The 16,668-nt window shown below is 36.6% G+C and carries 20 protein-coding genes and 1 pseudogene; 5 read left to right on the forward strand and 16 right to left on the reverse strand.

All coding sequences use genetic code 11. The annotated features are described in order from the left end of the window. Positions 1-389: 389 nt before the first annotated feature. The 14 genes and pseudogenes from ACWPVF_RS03835 to ACWPVF_RS03900 all read right to left on the reverse strand — a co-directional run bounded on the left by ACWPVF_RS03835 (position 390) and on the right by ACWPVF_RS03900 (position 10,066). Positions 390-806, reverse strand: a complete 417-nt coding sequence (locus ACWPVF_RS03835; RefSeq protein ID WP_454384815.1) for a CTP synthase — start codon at positions 804-806, stop codon at positions 390-392. Between the two features lie 312 nt (positions 807-1,118). Next, positions 1,119-1,790 (reverse strand): growth inhibitor PemK, encoded by a 672-nt coding sequence (locus ACWPVF_RS03840; RefSeq protein ID WP_454384817.1) that lies wholly within the window; start codon positions 1,788-1,790, stop codon positions 1,119-1,121. 406 nt (positions 1,791-2,196) lie between these two features. Next, on the reverse strand, positions 2,197-2,472 hold the full coding sequence (locus ACWPVF_RS03845; RefSeq protein ID WP_140814188.1) for a hypothetical protein: 276 nt from the start codon (positions 2,470-2,472) through the stop codon (positions 2,197-2,199). A 2-nt stretch (positions 2,473-2,474) separates the two neighbouring features. Next, positions 2,475-2,603, reverse strand: coding sequence for a hypothetical protein (locus tag ACWPVF_RS03850; RefSeq protein ID WP_454384820.1), 129 nt, complete (start codon positions 2,601-2,603; stop codon positions 2,475-2,477). After that, positions 2,596-2,934: an RHS domain-containing protein gene (locus tag ACWPVF_RS03855; RefSeq protein ID WP_454384822.1), complete on the reverse strand. Its 339-nt coding sequence runs from the start codon at positions 2,932-2,934 to the stop codon at positions 2,596-2,598. Before ACWPVF_RS03855 ends, ACWPVF_RS03850 begins: the two co-directional genes overlap by 8 nt. Before the next feature lie 102 nt (positions 2,935-3,036). Then, positions 3,037-3,522: an SMI1/KNR4 family protein gene (locus ACWPVF_RS03860; protein ID WP_454384824.1), complete on the reverse strand. Its 486-nt coding sequence runs from the start codon at positions 3,520-3,522 to the stop codon at positions 3,037-3,039. A gap of 44 nt (positions 3,523-3,566) precedes the next feature. Next, complete coding sequence (locus ACWPVF_RS03865) at positions 3,567-3,839, reverse strand: HNH endonuclease (protein WP_275112240.1); 273 nt, start codon at positions 3,837-3,839, stop codon at positions 3,567-3,569. A gap of 44 nt (positions 3,840-3,883) precedes the next feature. After that, positions 3,884-4,102: pseudogene (locus ACWPVF_RS03870) on the reverse strand (RHS repeat domain-containing protein); the annotation flags it as partial. Between the two features lie 105 nt (positions 4,103-4,207). After that, complete coding sequence (locus tag ACWPVF_RS03875) at positions 4,208-4,612, reverse strand: immunity 22 family protein (protein ID WP_045615792.1); 405 nt, start codon at positions 4,610-4,612, stop codon at positions 4,208-4,210. Between the two features lie 176 nt (positions 4,613-4,788). Next, positions 4,789-5,472 (reverse strand): hypothetical protein, encoded by a 684-nt coding sequence (locus ACWPVF_RS03880; protein ID WP_140814184.1) that lies wholly within the window; start codon positions 5,470-5,472, stop codon positions 4,789-4,791. Between the two features lie 16 nt (positions 5,473-5,488). Then, positions 5,489-6,133: an Imm43 family immunity protein gene (locus ACWPVF_RS03885; RefSeq protein WP_454384826.1), complete on the reverse strand. Its 645-nt coding sequence runs from the start codon at positions 6,131-6,133 to the stop codon at positions 5,489-5,491. A gap of 131 nt (positions 6,134-6,264) precedes the next feature. Beyond that, complete coding sequence (gene zwf / locus ACWPVF_RS03890) at positions 6,265-7,731, reverse strand: glucose-6-phosphate dehydrogenase (RefSeq protein ID WP_414307833.1); 1,467 nt, start codon at positions 7,729-7,731, stop codon at positions 6,265-6,267. 149 nt (positions 7,732-7,880) lie between these two features. Beyond that, positions 7,881-8,621 (reverse strand): amino acid ABC transporter ATP-binding protein, encoded by a 741-nt coding sequence (locus ACWPVF_RS03895; RefSeq protein ID WP_454384829.1) that lies wholly within the window; start codon positions 8,619-8,621, stop codon positions 7,881-7,883. Then, positions 8,621-10,066, reverse strand: coding sequence for an amino acid ABC transporter substrate-binding protein/permease (locus ACWPVF_RS03900; RefSeq protein WP_454384831.1), 1,446 nt, complete (start codon positions 10,064-10,066; stop codon positions 8,621-8,623). Before ACWPVF_RS03900 ends, ACWPVF_RS03895 begins: the two co-directional genes overlap by 1 nt. 177 nt (positions 10,067-10,243) lie before the next feature. Between ACWPVF_RS03900 and ACWPVF_RS03905 the strand changes: the two genes are divergently transcribed. From ACWPVF_RS03905 to ACWPVF_RS03925, 5 genes are all read left to right on the forward strand, one after another. Continuing rightward, positions 10,244-10,870 carry a hypothetical protein gene (locus ACWPVF_RS03905; RefSeq protein WP_454384833.1) on the forward strand — a complete coding sequence of 209 codons (627 nt, stop codon included), beginning with the start codon at positions 10,244-10,246 and terminating at the stop codon, positions 10,868-10,870. Then, positions 10,860-12,848, forward strand: coding sequence for an excinuclease ABC subunit UvrB (gene uvrB / locus ACWPVF_RS03910; protein WP_414307830.1), 1,989 nt, complete (start codon positions 10,860-10,862; stop codon positions 12,846-12,848). The genes ACWPVF_RS03905 and uvrB overlap by 11 nt, the downstream gene beginning before the upstream one ends. A gap of 42 nt (positions 12,849-12,890) precedes the next feature. Next, on the forward strand, positions 12,891-13,760 hold the full coding sequence (locus ACWPVF_RS03915; RefSeq protein WP_414307829.1) for a hypothetical protein: 870 nt from the start codon (positions 12,891-12,893) through the stop codon (positions 13,758-13,760). 927 nt (positions 13,761-14,687) lie between these two features. Next, the gene (locus tag ACWPVF_RS03920) at positions 14,688-15,122 is read left to right on the forward strand and encodes a hypothetical protein (RefSeq protein ID WP_414307828.1); all 435 of its coding nucleotides are present in this window, start codon (positions 14,688-14,690) and stop codon (positions 15,120-15,122) included. A 19-nt stretch (positions 15,123-15,141) separates the two neighbouring features. Then, positions 15,142-15,609 (forward strand): 8-oxo-dGTP diphosphatase, encoded by a 468-nt coding sequence (locus tag ACWPVF_RS03925; RefSeq protein WP_070889441.1) that lies wholly within the window; start codon positions 15,142-15,144, stop codon positions 15,607-15,609. Here the strand turns inward: ACWPVF_RS03925 and ACWPVF_RS03930 are convergent. Both ACWPVF_RS03930 and ACWPVF_RS03935 read right to left on the reverse strand, forming a co-directional pair. Further along, on the reverse strand, positions 15,606-16,121 hold the full coding sequence (locus tag ACWPVF_RS03930) for a transcription repressor NadR (protein WP_414307827.1): 516 nt from the start codon (positions 16,119-16,121) through the stop codon (positions 15,606-15,608). The genes ACWPVF_RS03925 and ACWPVF_RS03930 overlap by 4 nt on opposite strands. An 11-nt stretch (positions 16,122-16,132) precedes the next feature. Beyond that, complete coding sequence (locus ACWPVF_RS03935) at positions 16,133-16,660, reverse strand: ECF transporter S component (protein ID WP_454384836.1); 528 nt, start codon at positions 16,658-16,660, stop codon at positions 16,133-16,135. Positions 16,661-16,668 lie beyond the last annotated feature (8 nt).

Genomic DNA, 16,668 nt, shown 5'->3' on the forward strand with positions numbered 1-16,668 from the left:
TGGCAGGCCCATTATTTAAATCCTTTCTACTTTTGTGAATCTTTGTTTTTTGCTCAGATTTTCCACCACATTTTTTTGACCCAATACAATCCCATTTAACGAATTATTTGATATTTTCAACATAATATATATTCTTTCCTGTATTTGTCTATGTCAATTAGTTTCTCAGCTATCAGGAAAACGACCTCTAGATAGAATGCCATTACTAATGGTAATGAGATTTTAACGAACAAATAGTTCAGACGACCTCAAAGAAGATAGTGAGGTCGTCTGAAAAACAGAAACCGCGTGCGTAAGTTCCGCACACACCCTACGTCAGGACTGAAGGCATTGTGCAGGCTACGACTTACTTTTCATCGTAATTGGAAGTTTCATTGGCTACAGTTCGATTACACCTCGATAAAACATTCAAAAAAATCAAAGTGATTTTTATCGAATGCAATTAATAACTTGCCTTCAGGAATTTTTTTCCCTGTCATACCTCCTATGCAAATTCCGAGGTTCTTAAAAAGAATATATTTTTTTCCTTCAACAAATTCTGAATCGATGGCTTTAAGGTCTTCGATTGAATTTTTAAATATATCAATATCTCCTAATATGGGATTAGAATCTTTTAAGCAATATGCATAAACCAGTTTATCGTTTTCATAAACTAACTCACAAGCATTTCTATATTCCACCTTATTATTCATAATATTATCTTCAACCATTCTTACTGGTCTTCCATATTTTTCTTGTACTTCCTCAAGAGAAGTACCAAATACAAAATCACCAATTGATTCATATGGCTTAATCAAGTAGTTCATATTAACCCTTTCCAATATATTTACATTATTAAAATTAGGAACATTTACCAATAATTCTACGAAATCTTGTTGCCTGTTTCCTAGAAATAAATTTCTGCCGTTTAGTTTCTTGAATCATTCTCCCACATGGTTTTATATACGCCTTATATTCTATTTCAAAGGCAGCAGTATGATATAAAAACCCTTTCGTGCGCACATTTTTGACGAAATAAGATGAAGACCGTCTGAAAAACAGAAACCGCGTGCGTGCCACATACACCCTACGTCAGGATTAAAGGTTTTGTGCGAGCTACGACTTGTTACCAGGACTAATTATTGCATTATATGTTGTTTTAATTTTTGGTCAAAAGAATTTTCCAGGAAGATCAAATCATCCTTGCTAAACAATCCATTATCATTTTCTAATACTTTTTTATCAAATAATAAAATATTCTGTATTAAAGGATCATTTAGTGGTAATTCATTCTTATTTATAATATAAATAGCGGTTAACGCTTTAAAACGAAAAGCCTCTGGATAAAGTGATAAATATTTTAAAACTTCTTTGCTACCGGAATGGAAAGCCATAATGATTGGAATATGATTTTGCTGCAAATGCATTAATACATCTGGATAGATGTTTTTTACATCATTCTCAGATTCAGGTAATTTAATGGTATCTCCATAAGGAAATGAGGTAATAGGGGGAGCTTTAAAAAAATGCGCCTGCGAGATAGATGGTTGTACAAATACTGAATCATATGGATTTGACGATTTATCATAAGGAGGAACATTTTGGGAGAAAAAATTTCCCATTTCAGAATTGTATGCATATAGGTGAAGTATGACCCCCTCGAAAGTACGAGAATTGCTAAAGGATATTTCACCATAAACATATTTTCCTTTTTTAAATTTAATCCGATCTTTTAGAAAATTAGCATCAGGAATATTTAAATTATTTTTTAAATATTCAATAAGACCTTGAATAAATTCTTTACTTTTCATAATTATCCTTCTTAAAATCAATCTTTGAATACTAAAGTCATAAAGCGAGCAACACCTTTGGAGGGACCCACATCCGTTTGCTTATCCTTATTTTTTGTTGAAACCATATATGCAGCCTTCGGACATTTTCCCCCAGCATTGTGCGTTTTTTCAAATTGAATAGCCCTGATTTCTTTACACCTTTCGTTAATCGTCTGTATTATTTTTTACCTCAATAAAATAGATTTCCCCATCTTTCATTGCGACTATATCAGGCCGTATTCGTAGGTAAGATATAGAGTAAGAGTGAACGATAATGAGATTATTCAGACTACCTCGAAAAAGGATTGAGGCCGTCTGAGAATTGATTTTAGACGACCTTGATGTTTTGTTGGGGCTCGACCCAACCTATGGTCTAAAAAAGGTCTTAAAGAGGCTTGTTACCTTTAAATATATTAAATCTTGATAGATTAGCTCCTTTTGATTGAATATGTTTTATAGCTAATTCAAGTTCATTAAATTCATTAAATTCTTCTATCTCATAATCTTCAGCCTGATCCAATTTATTTTTTGGTACCGTATAGTAATATGTACAATAAGTTCCATTATTTTTCTTAATAGCAAATACTTGATAAACAACCTCTCCATCAATTTCAATAAGTTCATCATATCCTTTTGTTTGTAAATTAGTTAAATTTAACATATCTATTTTCCTATAATATCAATACGCACTTGTTTCCCATCCGGACGTCTAAGATTTATATGCGGATATTTTCCATGTCCTGTTCCTTGTGGATCATCATGTCCTTTACACCGTCCTGTTGCTTTATCCATAGCATAATTTTCCCTGATTCACATACCGACCCGCATTAGGCTCAGGCTCATAATACCTGAAGAAGTCGTAATGAAGCCCCGTTTCACGGTCGGCATACTGGTTCTGAAGGCGGAAGGGTTGGTAAGCACTGTCCGTTACTCGGGTTTCCTCTTTCAGACGGCCCCAACCAGTGTAGTTGCCGAACCACAGCAAATTACCGTCCTTATCGGTCAACTCCCTAGGGATACCGATTTGGTCGCAGTGGAAGTAGTGGGTTTGTTGTCGGCTTTCGCGTCCGAACGGGTCGCGTTCTACGGTAATGCGGCCGTAGCCGTCGTAGTCGTAGCGCACCAGTTCTTTTAGGTAGAGGTCGTCTGAAAAACAGAAACCGCGTGCATACTGTACATACTCTATGCAATGATTGAAGGTAAGATTTCAGCTAGCCACAGTTTACTAATATAATTTCTCAAGCAATTCTAAAAAATTATTTGCAATCACACCGACTTCTTCATCAATAGAATCAATATTATGATTAAAAAAACGAACTTTCCCATCTGAGGACAAAATAATACTATCTCCAGAAGGAGTGTTTGCAATTGGTAATCCATATTGCTGAAAATCGGAATATATATCAGTAATCGAATTAAGTTTATAATCAGACTTAAAAGACAAAAAATGATCAATAACTATCTTATTACCTTTTATTCTAACCTTTGATGGAACCCCTCCATTATTTCTAAGTAAAAAATCAACATAATCTGTATCAACTTTAAAACCTAATTTATCTTGAAATTCAATAATATCTTCGATGTTAGGGTTGATTGAATTATATGCTTTACTTAGACTTTGTAAAGTCCTCTTATCTGGCAAAATTCCATAATTTTTCATCTGCTGTATGTCATCTGGGCTCAAACCAAATTTTTTAAATTTAATATTCACTTTTAAATCACTCCTATTGCTTATTACTAACTTGGTTAAGTTATTTAACACTTCCCTTTTCTTTTTCTCTTCCGTGTTTGATGTTGGGCCGCACTGCCTGTATGTTTCACAGAGTTATGTATGTCTTCAGGAAGCAGTCTCATCACCCCTCCTGTATCATGATGCCAAACAAAACCTGGAGGAGCTTCTGCACCAAAAGGATTATTTTTTCCAAAAGCCAATATATTTGCTTTCTTAAAATCTTTATAATCACTAACGGGTTTACCAATATTAAAGTTTTTCACATAGTAACGACTAAAATCAGGTAATCCAAACATATTAAATGGCACACCATGAGGATATTTTCCTCCTAGTTTCCCACTTAAATGATACGTAGTACCAGCATAACTGGAATTAATAGGTTAATTTTAATGATGTGAGGTTTGGCAAATCGCAAGCCTAACCAATCCACCCAAGCCTGCATATTCGGAGCAAACGAATAAAGATTTTCCCCACCCAACAACCCAATCGGGTCCTGATCCACAAACCGACCCGCATCAGGCTCATAGTACCTGAAGAAGTTGTAATGCAGTCCGGTCTCTTCATCAAAGTATTAGTTTTGCAATCTGAACGTCTGATGGTCGTTCTTGTAAACGCGCTCGTTCTTTTTCAGACGGCCTTTATCCTGACTAATGTTTCACAATCACTAGCGATATTTTTTTCTAGGATCTTTAAACGTTCCTATAAATTTTAAGTCATTATAAAGTTTTTCTGGATCATCGGGTTTAAAAGTAGCGTTTGCATAATAATACAAAGAATTCCCTTCATTCACACCTTTTTCTTTAGATGCTCTTATAATTTCTTCTGTGGCTTTTTTCGAATGCGTACCAATTTCTTCAGCTAAAATTTCAATTGGAACAATCTCTCCGTTTTTGGTACGAAAAGCTACAAAAAAGTCTGAATCAATAAATGAAACCCCAAAATCTGCAAATGCTGGACATTGAGAATCTGAATCTTCCATTCCTTCAGTGTATTTATTAAATTCATCTAACGTCTTATTTGATGTTCCTATCCATACAGAAATCATATTTTTTGTATCTGAATCAAGCATTTTAATCGTCCTTTCTCAGTTATTGAAAATTTAATTTAAAATTTATTTCATTACAGAGGCCGTCTAATAAACCAAAAAAAACCGCGTGCGTGCGTACCGCTCACACCCCACGTCGGGATTTGAGGTTTTGCAGGCTACGGCTTGCTAAGTTGAAACTGAAGGTTTCATATTAATTATTAAGTATTTTGAATAAAGAAAATACCTGCTTGACTTCCAGATAGAAGTTTTTTCTTAATATTTTGGTCATAATAAAAATAACCAATACCATTCTGAAAAATATGTAACTTTTTATTTATATCTTCTTCTAATAATTGCAAGCAAAAACTAAACTTAGGAGAAGGATATATTATATCTTGTTCAAAATAAGGATTACCAAAAATTTTGGATACATCCAAGCCCATCCCTTTATCTTCAAAGAATAAATGTTCATCTTCATTGTATTTTGCATCAGCTTCTTTATCAACTTCATCAAGCCTTTCAAAAAATTTTCTTTCCAAAGAAATATTTCCTAAATCTTGATTGTTGATAGCTTGTTCCCTTTCATAAAGGATAGCGCAACTAAAACCATCATTTAGTAAAATCAAATCATCCTGACAATTAACAGTATATTTAGATGAAATAGAGTCTTTTACTCCTCCCAGTACATGCTCCTCTATAGAAATAAAAACAGAGATATAATAATTTCTACGAGGGAATACATTTTCAGGTAAAAAGTCAGAATAAAGAGTAAATAGATGCGTTTGATAGGCATCAGAATTTGGAACTTTAGGCCATAATTCTAACGGAATATGTTCAGCTCCTCCTCCAATATAACCAATACTATGTGGTGTTTTAGAAGAAGTAAAAAGTAATTTTGACATTTAAATTTCCTTTTTGCTATAATTCATCAAATCCAATAAATTCATAATAATTTTGCTCCTTCCATTCCTTCAAAGTATAAAGAAAAGGTAAGGAGAACATTTCCAATATTATTTCTTTTAAATTTTCTGACACCATAAATGCATCCATATACTTATACTTGGTAGACAGCAAAATATCCTTATCTGAATTAGTATATGCCTCCAGCGAAAAACCTTTTTCATCTCTTCCTAAATCTGGATAAACAATTTCATCCTCAATTTCCCAGCTAACTATTCTTACCAAATAATAGACTTCATTCGTCAATAGCTCACCTTTTGTATTGACAATAATTGCCTTGCTCATACCAAAATCATGATCAAACCCATATTTTTTTATAAATTCCAAAAAGCGCGCTGACATGATAAAGAAATCATTATATGGAAGAAAATCAAAAGTAACATCTCTTACTTTCTTTAAGCAGACATAAACCTTTTCAGGCATCGGAGGAATTTCTTGCCCCTTTACGAACCAACTCCATGGAAAGTCAAAATCAGGATGCGTTTTTTTAGGGTTAAATTCCTCTGATATCCCTAGGACTCCACTACTTACTCGTGGCAACCCCATTTTTCCTGCTTTATCCATACTTTGCAGAGCATATCCCCATACTAATAACTTTTTCATAATACCCTCTTAAGATAATCGTTTTGGTGAATTGGCAGATGAACATCCTCCAACAGATATGGACTTACTCAAACGTTTTTTCAATCTGTCCGATTTTGTCGTAGACGTAATGGAGGACGTCGCTTCTTTGGTTAGAGCTTTGTATCAGGTTGCCAAATCCATTTGGCTCCATATTTTTCTAGTAAATCAAAGCTAGCTTGAGGTCCCATGCTACCAGCCTTGTAGTCATGGAGTGGAGCACCATTTTCTGCCCAAAGTTTCTCAATACGGTCAATCAATTTCCATGATGCGCTCACTTCATCCCAGTGGCTAAAGTTGGTTGAATTATTGTTTAAAACATCATAGATCAGTTTTTCATATGGGTCTGGTGAAGCACCTGTAGCAGTCGCATCTGTTCGATAGTCAAGAGAATTCGGCGCAAGGCTAAACTCTTCCCCTACCTTTTTACCGTTAAGACTGAGAGAGAATCCTTCAGTTGGCTGGATGTAGATGGTAAGCACATTCGGTGCTAGTGGTTCTCCGAAAATAGAATCCATTTGCTTGAAGACAATGTTCACGTGTGTTCCTTTTTCTGTTAGGCGTTTACCTGTACGGAAGAAGAAAGGTACACCACGGAAGCGATCAGTATCTACAAAGAATGCACCTGAAGCAAATGTTTCTGTCATAGATTCAGGGTTGACATTTGGTTCGCTACGGTAAGAAATATATTTCATGCCATCGACTTTACCAGAACGATATTGGCCACGGATGAATTGTTCTTTGAGTTCCTCGTCTGTAGGTTGGTAAAGGTTCTTGAAGACCTTGATTTTCTCCGCACGAATGTCATCCTTGGTAAAGCTTGCGGGCTTATCCATAGCTAGGAGTGATAGAAGTTGTAGAGTATGGTTTTGAACCATATCACGAAGGGCACCAGACTCATCATAGTAGCCACCACGTTCCTCAACACCTAGACGCTCTGCAAAGGTTATCTGAACGTTATCAATGTGCTCACGATTCCAAACATTTTCAAAAATCATATTGGCAAAGCGGATGGCAAAAATACTTTGAATCATTTCTTTACCGAGATAGTGGTCGATACGATAGATTTGGTCTTCGTTAAAAGTAGCAAGGAGTTCTTCGTTTAGTTTGCTTGCAGTCTCATAATCTGTACCAAAAGGCTTCTCAACAATCAAACGTTCAAAGCCTTTACCGTCAACGATTTGCTCAGATTTGAGGTGTTTAGCAATGGTACCAAAAAATTGAGGTGCCATAGAGAGGAAAAAGAGCTTGTTGTGTTCAGTTTGATACTTTTCATTTAACTCAGCCTGAAGCTTACGTAATTCAATATAGTGCTCAGTGTCATTAACATCGTGACTTTGGTAGTAAAAATGACTAGCAAATGCTTGAGCCTCTTCTGCGCTATCTGCCAAGTCTAAGATAGATTCGACAACAACAGATTCGAAGTACTCTTTACTCCATGGTCTACGAGCAGTTCCAATAACAGCAAAATGATCAGATAGATTACCTGATTTGTAAAGTCTAAAAAGTGAAGGGTAGAGCTTGCGTTTAGCCAAATCTCCACTAGCACCGAAAATTGTTACAATAACTTTAGATGACATCTAGCTACCTAATTTCTATTTTGTTTCCTAGTCCAGCTAGGCATGGGAAAACCCCATTTTCATACCCTTTATTTTATCATAATTTTCTAAAAAATCCAAAATTCCAATACAAGTGAGAAAAAAACTGCAAGGGAAACCTTGCAGTTTTTTTAAGCGTTGAGGACCTTGTCCAAAAATTCTTTTAGACGAGGGTGTTGTGGGTTATCAAAGATTTGGTCAGGGGTTCCATCTTCTAGAAATTCACCGTCTGCAGTAAAGATAACACGATTGGCAACCTTACGAGCAAATCCCATCTCGTGAGTTACGATGATCATGGTCATGCCTTGCTCTGCCAATTCCTTCATAACGTTAAGAACGTCGCCAACCATTTCAGGGTCAAGGGCAGAAGTTGGCTCATCAAAGAGCATGATATCAGGGTTCATTGCTAAACCTCGAGCAATAGCCACACGTTGTTTTTGTCCACCAGACAAACTATCAGGATTAGCATTTGCCTTGTCAGCAAGTCCAACCTTTTCAAGAAGCTCCATGCCTAATTTTTCAGCTTCAGCCTTGGTTAACAACTTATGCTCGATAGGAGCGAAAGTGATATTTTCCAAGACAGTCATATGTGGAAAGAGATTAAAGTGCTGGAATACCATTCCTACATTTTCACGAACATGGTCCACGTTGGTTGCTTTGTCAGTCAAATCATAACCATTAACTGTGATATGACCTTTTGTCCCCTCTTCGAGGAGATTCAAGCTACGCAAGAAAGTTGACTTACCTGACCCAGAAGGACCGATGATACAAACAACATCTCCTTCATAGAATTTTGCTGAGATTCCTTTAAGGACTTTGTTTTTACCATATTGTTTATGTAAATTATCGACATCGATTTTTAATTTAGCCATTATTGAATCCTCTTTTCTAAGCGTTTTGCAAGTCTAGTAAGAAGAGTGATAATCACAAGATAGAAGACTGCGAGAATTGCATACATTTTGAAACTTTGGTAGTTACGAGCAATGATAATCTTACCAGTCTGGAAGAGTTCTACAAGACCGATCGCAGATACGATCGTTGTATCTTTCAATGCGATAACAAATTGGTTAACGAAGTTTGGAAGCATGAGTTTGGTTGCTTGAGGCAAGACAATCTTACGCATGGTTTTTCCATATGAAATACCAAGACTTCGACTAGCTTCCATTTGCCCAACAGGAACTGCCTTAATACCACCACGAACAATCTCAGCGATGTAGGCTGCTGAGTTTAGAGAGAGGGCGATTGTACCTGCGACAAAGTCGTTGATTGGGCTTTGTTGACCTGTAAGGGATTCGATAAAGTTAGGAATACCCCAGAAAATAAATGCTGCAAGAATCATCAATGGAATACCACGGATCACGTCAACAAAAATCTCTGAAATCAAACGAAGTGATTTATATGGGCTGACGCTAAACATACCAAAGATAATTCCGATGAAAATAGCAATTGCAAATGAAACAAGGGCTAAGGCAAGAGTAATTCCAAGGCCGCTAAGGAGTTGTTTGTAGTTGTTTTTTAACAATCCCCAAATAGTTGTTTCATCAGCAGTTGAAGTTGTTGTAGTAGAGTCGCTGGCTAGATACTTATCAAGAATCTTTTGGAATTCTCCATTTGCTTTAAGATTTGCAAGTCCTTTATTGAACTTCTCTAGCAATTCTGGATTGCTTCCTTTTTTAACTGCAAAGGCAGTTTCGCCAATTGGAGTACCTGCGATTGGTGTTTTTAACTTTTGTCCTTGACTGATAGAATATTTAATAACAGGTTCGTCATCCATAACGGCATCAATTGAACCAGTGTTTAAGCTATCATACATAGATGCAGCATCTGAAAAGGTCTTGATTTTGTAACCGTATTTGCTTTGATTCTCGTTTAAGAATGTTTGTGAAGCAGTACCATTTTTCACACCTACAGTCTTACCGTTCAAATCTTTGTAAGAAGAAATAGTACTTGATTCTTTAACACCAAGAATAGTATTTGCAGTATAGTAAGAATCAGAGAAATCAAAAGTTTCCTTACGAGCATCTGTAACTGACATACCCGCAATGATACCGTCTGCTTGTCCAGATTGAACTGCATTAATAGCTGCATCAAAACCAGGATTGGTAATCTCTACCTCAAAGCCTTGGTCTTCAGCGATAGCCTTGATTAGATCCATATCGATACCAGTGTATTGGTTGCTTGAGTCCTGGAAAACAAATGGTGCAAATGACGAGTCACTGGCAATGACATACTTGGTTTTCTCAGTATCAGCTTTTACTAGTCCTAATGAAAAAATAGGAAATAAAATAAGCAAACATGCTAGGATTTTTTTCTTCATGTGATGTCTCCTTTCAGGGTATTTTCAAATTATAGCAGAAAAAATTGAATCCGGCAAATTTTTTATACTTTAATGTAAGAAAATATAACATGAATAGAAGAGCGGTAGAAGAAAGAGAATCAGAAAGTATCTTCTTTTTATGGTAAAATAGAAGGAGTACTTAGAAAGGAAAAAAAGATGATTGTTAAGTTTGACAGAGGCCTGCTGAAGGTTCAAATTGCATGGGGTCTGTTTTATTCTCTCAGTTCATTGTGCTTGATTATTCCTTACCTTTTAAATGATTTTTGGTATGAGAATTATTTTGGTAAACTCTTTTTCCTTTTCTTTCTTCTGCTTCCACTATATACCGGTATTTCAGCGGTAGATGGAATTATGAATTTTAGAAAAACAAAAAAATTGATAGAAGTAGATGAGCAGACCTTCACCTATTATGGGAAACTTTTTGGCCGAAAAACCTTTGAAATTCCCTTATCTGATATCGACCTTGTCATGAAAGATTGGTCAAGTCCAATAGCCAATATCAAGCATTCATCATCCTTTCTTTATTTTTTGAAGCGGATTGAATACTTTTTATACCCCCAATTTGAATTGGATGATAAAAAAAGATATCGGGTTCTGATGATTCTATTCAAAGATAGTGTGACGGCTATCACATACGATAAAAAGCTTGGTTTTCAGTTGCCAAAGAAGCGTAAGTATGTTGAGAAGAACCAAATCATACGAATTGCCGTGGATAGAGGAGAGGTTTTCTCAGACCAAGAAATGAATGACTATATAAACGAAAGGAACGGTCATGATAGATAGAAAAGTAAATAACAAATTTAAACTCGTATCCAAATACCAACCCTCTGGGGATCAACCGCAGGCCATTGAGCAGTTAGTGGATAACATCGAGGGTGGTGAGAAGGCGCAAATCCTGATGGGAGCGACTGGTACAGGGAAAACCTATACCATGAGTCAAGTGATTGCGCAAGTTAATAAGCCAACCCTGGTCATTGCCCACAATAAGACACTGGCAGGCCAGCTCTATGGGGAGTTCAAAGAATTTTTCCCTGAAAATGCGGTTGAGTATTTCGTTTCTTACTATGATTACTACCAGCCAGAAGCTTATGTGCCGTCGAGCGATACCTATATCGAAAAAGATAGCTCGGTCAATGACGAGATTGATAAGCTTCGTCACTCGGCAACCTCAGCCCTATTAGAACGTAATGATGTGATCGTTGTGGCATCTGTTTCTTGTATCTATGGTTTAGGTTCTCCGAAGGAATATGCAGATAGCGTAGTAAGTTTGCGTCCAGGTCTTGAGATTTCTCGTGATAAACTGCTCAATGATTTAGTTGACATTCAGTTCGAGCGTAATGACATTGATTTCCAGCGGGGAAGATTCCGTGTGCGTGGGGATGTGGTGGAGATTTTCCCAGCCTCTCGGGATGAGCATGCCTTTCGGGTAGAGTTTTTCGGCGATGAGATCGATCGCATCCGTGAAGTCGAAGCTCTAACTGGTCAAGTTCTGGGCGAAGTGGATCATTTGGCGATTTTCCCAGCCACTCACTTTGTGACCAATGACGACCACATGGAGGTAGCAATTGCTAAGATTCAGGCTGAATTGGAGGAGCAGTTAGCTATCTTTGAAAAAGAAGGCAAACTCCTCGAAGCGCAACGCTTGAAACAACGGACAGAGTACGATATCGAGATGCTACGTGAGATGGGTTATACCAATGGTGTCGAAAACTACTCCCGTCACATGGATGGACGAAGCGAAGGAGAGCCTCCTTACACGCTTCTTGACTTCTTCCCTGATGATTTTTTGATTATGATAGATGAGAGTCATATGACCATGGGGCAAATTAAAGGGATGTATAATGGAGACCGTTCTCGTAAGGAAATGTTGGTGAATTATGGTTTCCGTTTACCTTCTGCCCTAGACAACCGTCCTCTTCGTCGGGAAGAGTTTGAAAGTCATGTTCACCAGATTGTCTATGTATCAGCGACACCTGGAGATTATGAGATGGAACAAACGGACACCGTGATTGAGCAAATCATTCGTCCAACAGGTCTTTTGGATCCAGAAGTGGAAGTGCGCCCAACGATGGGACAGATTGATGACTTGCTTGGTGAAATTAATGCTCGTGTTGAAAAGAACGAGCGTACCTTTATTACAACTTTGACCAAGAAAATGGCAGAAGACTTGACCGATTACTTCAAGGAAATGGGGATCAAAGTCAAATACATGCACTCGGATATCAAGACTTTAGAGCGGACAGAGATTATCCGAGATTTACGATTAGGTGTCTTTGATGTCTTAGTCGGGATTAACCTCCTTCGTGAAGGGATTGACGTACCTGAAGTAAGTTTAGTTGCTATTCTCGATGCTGACAAGGAAGGTTTCCTCCGTAATGAACGTGGTCTGATCCAAACTATTGGTCGTGCAGCCCGTAATAGTGAAGGGCATGTCATTATGTATGCTGATACTATGACTCAATCTATGCAAAAAGCCATCAATGAAACGGCTCGTCGTCGTAAGATTCAAATGGCCTATAATGAAGAGCATGGTATTGTTCCCCAAACCATCAAGAAGGAAATTCGTGACCTGATTTCTGTCACAAAAGCTGTGGCTAAGGAAGAGGATAAAGAAGTCGATATCAATAGCCTTAATAAACAAGAACGTAAAGAATTGGTCAAGAAACTGGAAAAACAAATGCAAGAAGCCGTCGAAGTGCTTGACTTCGAGTTGGCGGCGCAAATCCGTGATATGATGCTGGAAGTCAAGGCGTTGGATTAGGAGAAATGAATTTTAAATATGTTTAACTAGGAGAATTTAGTAATGAAAAAAGCATTAGTGTTGAATTTCAGTTTTATCGCGATTATCCTCTCAGCCTGTTTTATAAGTTTTATAGTCATTTTAGTAGTTATTTTTCATAATACTTTTTCTGGACCAAATCAAAAAGATATTGAAGTGGCAGCAAGCAGAACACTGAATTTATATGGTTTTAAAGGTGATGTGAAGGTTACGAAGTTTTCTAGACATAGATGGCCTTCTGAAGATTATGAAATTGAATATGATTACACTGAAGAGGTTAATGGTAGGAAAATCACTGTAAGTGACAGTCTAATTTATTTTCCTAAATCTCCAGGAAGATCTAAGCGGACGAGTGAAGAACTAGCTTACGATGGAACTACTAAAACGATGTTACGAGAATTCTCTGGGATAGCTGATCAATTACTCAATCAACATCCATACAGTGTGTCTAACAAAGAAAAGGTAGAGAGTTTTTTCAAGCAATATGAAAATCCCAATTTGGAATTCGTAAATAGTTACTGGAGTGTCGATGAGAGTGTCAAAAATATAGAAGAATATTACGCTCTTATAGAAAAGAATCGTAAAGATGGGAAAGCTTTTCAGGGGTTATATGATATTCCTATTGATGAATTTCTAGAAAAAGGAATTATTAAAGGAAGTATTAGATACAAAGACACGGTTTTAGAAGAGGGTGAAAAAGATTATTTTGATAGTGAAGGTGGACTGACAGAATTTATTTCAAATGGGATTGATAGTGCAGAGTTGCCAGGTGCCATTTATACTGTCTCTTACTACTATGGTGCTAAAGGTTATCGTTCAGGAAGCAGTGTCTCTTTAAAAATTCAGAATCATAAACTTATAAGTTACGAAAAAAACAGAACTGGTAGGTTTTAGCTGATAAAATTAAACTTATCAGATTGTATCTCAAAAATGAGATTATAATATAAATATCTTTGAACAGTTATTAACACGAAAGATTAAGAAACGATAAGTAAGAATGACAGTACACAGAAAACATCAAAAAAACACTATAAGCCAAATCAAAAAATAAGCTGGCTAGATAAAGTAAAATTGTGGTTTCTACTGCATTCAAAAATAGCTTTTCTATTAGATAGTAGTATATTTTTATTATCAGCTTTTGGGATAATCTATTTGTTACTTGGGACAACTCTTGTTCCAAAACCATATCAAAACCTCAATTGTGTCTTTCCACTTTATATGAATCTTATATTCTTAGTGCAAGCTTGATCATATTAATTTCGCAGCATATTGATAATAAAAAGAGAGAAGAAGAAAATGGGGAAAATCAACTCAAATGAAAAATCATAAAAGAAAATTAAAAAGGAAAAAGAAATTATCCAGGGTAGAGAAGTTCAATCTGTGGTTAGAATCTCACAAGCTATTGGCCTTTTTAGTGGATTTTATAGTTTTATTATCAATAACTGGACTAATAGGTATTGTTTTTCAAGTAATTATCCTTATACCAAGTCCTTATAATCATATGAACTACATGTTTCCGCTCTACTGTAATATACTTTTGATATTTGCTAGATTCTATGCTTACTATCTGAGAGAAATTTGTTCTACTAAGAAAAATTTTAAAGATTATCTGGAACCGTTTCTTTATGTCAATAGTTTCGGTTTTATAATTCACTTGACAATGGGAATTGGAACACCGACTCACCACCACGTTTTACCCTCCCTCTTATCCGTTGACCACCGCTATATTTGGTTCCCTATAGTAACCTATATGGTCTTTTTTACCGTATCTGCTTTAATGATTTTATTTATGAAATATATTGAAAAGAAAAGGAGTTAATCATGAGAAAACATCTAAATATATTTAGGATTCTTTACCTATTGTTCTTGGTATTTGCCCTAATTCATTTTGTCCTAGGTTTATTTGGTTTAGCTTTTACCCCAGTTTTGTGGAATATCTGGTTCTTTGGTCTCTGCTTAACCCTATTTATCCATCCATGGACTATCTTCTATAAATCTAGAATCTTTCAATGGCATCATTTGATTTTTCAAGCTCTCAGTGGTTTTTTTGCACTTTTAATCTGGTTGATGATATTCTTTTTCCTATCTTTCATTCCAGACTCATCGATTCCTGTCAGTATAGACTATCAAGTTAATACTAAAGACAAGGAGATAAGGATTAATAGAGGATCTTTTCTGGATGATATTCGAGAATATCACGACTGGATTAATCCCTTGATTATGAAGTCTAAAATTAAATATATGATAGAGAATTAAAGATTAGAAAGTGAGTCCTATGTCCCGAGCACAATTAACCATTCTTACCAATATTTGTATGATTGAAGATCTAGAAAAGCAGCGCGTGGTTATGCAGTATCGTTCACCCGAAAGCAACCATTGGTCTGGCTATGCCTTTCCAGGAGGCCATGTTGAAAATGGAGAGGCTTTTGCTGAATCTGTTATTCGTGAAATATACGAGGAAACAGGTCTGACAATCCAAAATCCTCAACTGGTCGGCATTAAAAATTGGCCACTAGATACAGGTGAGCGCTACATTGTCTTTTGTTACAAGGCGACTGAATTTACGGGTACTCTCCAGTCCTCTGAAGAAGGAGAAGTGTCCTGGGTACAAAAAGACCAGATTCCAAATTTGGAACTGGCCTATGATATGTTACCTTTGATGGAGATGATGGAATCTCCAGACAAGTCTGAATTTTTTTATCGTCACCGTACAGAAGACGGATGGGAAAAGGAAATATTCTAATCTTTGACTAAATAACCTAGCTGATCCAAGGCCTTCTCGATATAGAGGAGGTCTTGTTTGCTTTCAGCCTCAACCAAATGGTAGTGTATTCCATCTGTTAATTCTGATAGGGGGCGAAAATCTGAAGATTCAGCTTGGTTTAAAAAGTGTTCTACATCTCGTCTACAACTCAACTTAAGAAGGGTTTCGATTTCACCGTAGACAGGATGGTCGATAAGAATGTTTTGCACCCGACCGCCGTTATCAACGATAGCAAGTAGTTCTTGCTCCATATCTTCCTCTTTGTGTTTAACCTTAAAGAGTTTATGAACAAAAGGATTGGCTTTATTTTCTTTATAGATATACCCACGATTGGTTGATAGGATAGGAGCACCGTCTGCACGAAGCACAGCGATATCCTGGACAATGATCTGTCGAGTCACGTGAAAATATTCTGCTAAACTTTGGCCGTTCATTGGCTTTTGAGCTTCTTTTAAGAGTTGAATAAGCGCTTCTTTGCGGTCTTTAGTCATGTTTTACTTTCTTAACGGCGTTTTTTTAAGGCTTTATACACAGCCAGTGCCAAGTAATAGTCTATCATACTATGAATAATAGTTCCAAAACCAACTAATACAAAGAGAACATAGAACATATTTTTTAGGTCTGTTCCTGTACTAGCATAGAAGATAATACAAGCAAAGACTTCGGCAATAGCGTGTACTAAACCAAGTACAAAGTTAAAAATCAAGGAAGATTTCTTATTGTCTAAGGTTTGAGGATGTTTTTGAAGGTAGAAAGCTCCCAGGGTACCAAAGAAGATATGAGAAAAAGCTCGAAGTACGATAACAATCGGATAACCGGCTAGTAAGAATCCAATACTAGAAGCAACAATGACAAAAATAGCCATCCATGGCGAGAGAAACATAGCAATGAAGATGGCCACGTGACTTCCTAAAGTATAAGAAGCAGGGGGGATGACAATTTTGATGGGCATCACCAAAGGAATCAAAATAGCGATAGCGGTTAGCAATGCAGTTAAAGTCATGAATTGGGTTTTCTTTTGTGTATTCATAATAACTC

The organism is Streptococcus sp. Marseille-Q7087, from assembly GCF_965111935.1.

Bases quoted from the DNA above. Each gene is read 5' to 3' on its own strand.
- ACWPVF_RS03835 (WP_454384815.1), bottom strand. From the start codon at position 806: ATGAACTACTTGATTAAGCCATATGAATCAATTGGTGATTTTGTATTT.
- ACWPVF_RS03840 (WP_454384817.1), bottom strand. From the start codon at position 1,790: ATGAAAAGTAAAGAATTTATTCAAGGTCTTATTGAATATTTAAAAAAT.
- ACWPVF_RS03845 (WP_140814188.1), bottom strand. From the start codon at position 2,472: ATGTTAAATTTAACTAATTTACAAACAAAAGGATATGATGAACTTATT.
- ACWPVF_RS03850 (WP_454384820.1), bottom strand. From the start codon at position 2,603: ATGGATAAAGCAACAGGACGGTGTAAAGGACATGATGATCCACAAGGA.
- ACWPVF_RS03865 (WP_275112240.1), bottom strand. From the start codon at position 3,839: ATGTTTGGATTACCTGATTTTAGTCGTTACTATGTGAAAAACTTTAAT.
- ACWPVF_RS03875 (WP_045615792.1), bottom strand. From the start codon at position 4,612: ATGCTTGATTCAGATACAAAAAATATGATTTCTGTATGGATAGGAACA.
- ACWPVF_RS03880 (WP_140814184.1), bottom strand. From the start codon at position 5,472: ATGTCAAAATTACTTTTTACTTCTTCTAAAACACCACATAGTATTGGT.
- ACWPVF_RS03885 (WP_454384826.1), bottom strand. From the start codon at position 6,133: ATGAAAAAGTTATTAGTATGGGGATATGCTCTGCAAAGTATGGATAAA.
- zwf (WP_414307833.1), bottom strand. From the start codon at position 7,731: ATGTCATCTAAAGTTATTGTAACAATTTTCGGTGCTAGTGGAGATTTG.
- ACWPVF_RS03895 (WP_454384829.1), bottom strand. From the start codon at position 8,621: ATGGCTAAATTAAAAATCGATGTCGATAATTTACATAAACAATATGGT.
- ACWPVF_RS03900 (WP_454384831.1), bottom strand. From the start codon at position 10,066: ATGAAGAAAAAAATCCTAGCATGTTTGCTTATTTTATTTCCTATTTTT.
- ACWPVF_RS03905 (WP_454384833.1), top strand. From the start codon at position 10,244: ATGATTGTTAAGTTTGACAGAGGCCTGCTGAAGGTTCAAATTGCATGG.
- uvrB (WP_414307830.1), top strand. From the start codon at position 10,860: ATGATAGATAGAAAAGTAAATAACAAATTTAAACTCGTATCCAAATAC.
- ACWPVF_RS03915 (WP_414307829.1), top strand. From the start codon at position 12,891: ATGAAAAAAGCATTAGTGTTGAATTTCAGTTTTATCGCGATTATCCTC.
- ACWPVF_RS03920 (WP_414307828.1), top strand. From the start codon at position 14,688: ATGAGAAAACATCTAAATATATTTAGGATTCTTTACCTATTGTTCTTG.
- ACWPVF_RS03925 (WP_070889441.1), top strand. From the start codon at position 15,142: ATGTCCCGAGCACAATTAACCATTCTTACCAATATTTGTATGATTGAA.
- ACWPVF_RS03930 (WP_414307827.1), bottom strand. From the start codon at position 16,121: ATGACTAAAGACCGCAAAGAAGCGCTTATTCAACTCTTAAAAGAAGCT.
- ACWPVF_RS03935 (WP_454384836.1), bottom strand. From the start codon at position 16,660: ATGAATACACAAAAGAAAACCCAATTCATGACTTTAACTGCATTGCTA.